Source organism: Bacillus sp. 05T31 (assembly GCF_056396725.1).
The window spans coordinates 1-2,121 of the sequence record NZ_JBFTMA010000743.1 but is presented as its reverse complement, the minus strand read 5'-3'; the positions used below and the strand labels follow the sequence as shown (position 1 = coordinate 2,121).

At 35.6% G+C, this 2,121-nt stretch carries 2 protein-coding genes; one reads left to right on the top strand and one right to left on the bottom strand.

Annotated features, from left to right (window positions below):
• Nucleotides 1–256 precede the first annotated feature (256 nt).
• Complete coding sequence (locus AC1DJR_RS27620; RefSeq protein WP_016101241.1) at nt 257–535, top strand: hypothetical protein; 279 nt, start codon at nt 257–259, stop codon at nt 533–535.
• Between the two features lie 78 nt (nt 536–613).
• Here AC1DJR_RS27620 and AC1DJR_RS27615 read toward each other — a convergent pair.
• Nucleotides 614–2,121 (bottom strand): Xaa-Pro dipeptidyl-peptidase (locus AC1DJR_RS27615; RefSeq protein WP_477004005.1); only part of this gene is annotated, 1,508 nt, incomplete at its 5' end.

Sequence of the window (2,121 nt, the reverse complement as noted above, 5' to 3'; positions counted from 1 at the left end):
GGTTTTGTAAAATCATATAGTTCTGTACAAAGTGTACTATAAAAACTAAACATTTATTTTCTCCTCCGTTTTATGTGTACGGAAGATTCTAATTTACTTAATCTTTCCGTACCTCAAATTTTAATGAGAATTCGAAAGAGCTGACTGTCATAATATATCACTCGCTTTCCATAGAATATAATCATATTGTATAATATTCCCTTCAAAATGAACATATAGAAACCAAAATTCAGACTTATACTGAAAGGAGGATATGATGAATTCATTAATTGGATTTCTTTTTCTTCTTATCGCTATTAATGTTCTAATTTTCTTTATAGCAAAGCAGTATAAACGAATATGGAAAATAGCCAGTGGTATTTTCATTCTTTCTTCCCCCATTGTTTTCTTTGCCACTATGCACGTAATTGGAGAAAAAGTAGGAGATGGATTAGCYGGAGGTTTTGCCGCTTTTACCTTTAGTGGCCTTTTAATCATTAATGCAATTTTTTTATTTGTTGTAAATATTATTATATCTACCAATAGAAATGCATAATACACTCCCTATGTTTGTAGGCATTTCTATTTCAAAATTTAAAGAGCTTACTATAGTAAGCTCTTTATCAAAAACTATTTATTTCACAATCGGCAATGTAACTTCACTCAATTTCACCGTTAGCTTCGTTCCTGCTTTCGGTCTAATTGTATAATCGTAATCACTTGCGATTAAAATGACCCCCATTTGATGCCCTGCTTTAAATACATAATCATCTGGCTGCATGTCCCATGTAAATGTGTAATCTTTACCAGGTTGAATCGCTGTTGAATTTTCTATACTATTTAAGTTTTGCGGATCCATCCAACCTCTCGTTACAATTTCAGGCCTCGCTCCGCCATAATCAACRAGTAAAGCTGTTAAATTTGAAACAGATCGATCAATATTTCCTGTTATTGAAATTTTAGGCGTACCACTTATTCGCATATCTTTTTGCAGTAYAGGCATTGTATATACTAATCGATTCGCTATTTCTAACTCAGGGTTTTCTACTAGTTGATTTGACTTTATTTTAGCATCATCTACTAATGAGAACACATTGTTTACTGATCCCATACTTAATGGTAGATTGACTGCTTTATTACTTAAATACATACGGACTTTTGATGGCACAGCTGCTGGATCTGGCCAATTTTTTATTTTTTGCCACGATTTATTTTCACGTTGTACATCTACCATCGGTTCATCCATAATTCCATTTTCAATTCCATATAACCAATAATCGAACCATTTATTTTGGGTTTGTTGCCAGTTATTACTTGATGTTCCGCCATGTCCACCTTGATGTAACCACATTTTACGAGGAACATTATTTTTGCCAAGAGCTTCCCACCACTGTGCGAACTGCTTCGTTTTTACATTCCAATCATTTAAACCGTGAACAACAAACACACTAGCCTTCACATTCTTAACATCTTTTACATAGTTACGTTTATCCCAAAAATCGTTATAATCGCCTGTTTTACGATCTTGTCCAGCTGTTAGTTCTTTAATAATTTGCCCGCAAACTTCAGGGTTCTTTCTTGTTAGTACTGCTTCTGCCATATTATCTGTATCTTCTCCCTGATAACCACCCGGCGCAATAACCGCCCCATTTGCACGATAATAATCATACCAGCTACTAATCGCTGCGATTGGAATAATTGTTTTTAACCCTTCCACTCCTGTCGTTGCGACAGCATTCGGTAACGTACCATTATAAGAAACTCCTGTCATTCCTACATTTCCCGAAGACCAACTTGCGTTTACTTCCTTACCATCCTCTGTATATGCTTTCGCACGTCCATTTACCCAATCAATGACAGACTTAGTCCCTAATATTTCTTGCTCATCTCCAGTGGTCGGACATCCATCTGATTTCCCAGTTCCGATACTTTCACCTAAAATGACTGCATATCCTCTTGGAACGTAATAATTTCCGTATGAACCAAGATTAACAGCTCCATACGGTTTTCCTCCATATGCATTCAATTCTTCATCAACATTATAAACAGGAACATCTTTTAATCCAGATCGATATGGACTCATTTCATAAATAACGGGGACTTTCACATCTGGATTCGTCTTTGGACGCATAACCTTTACTG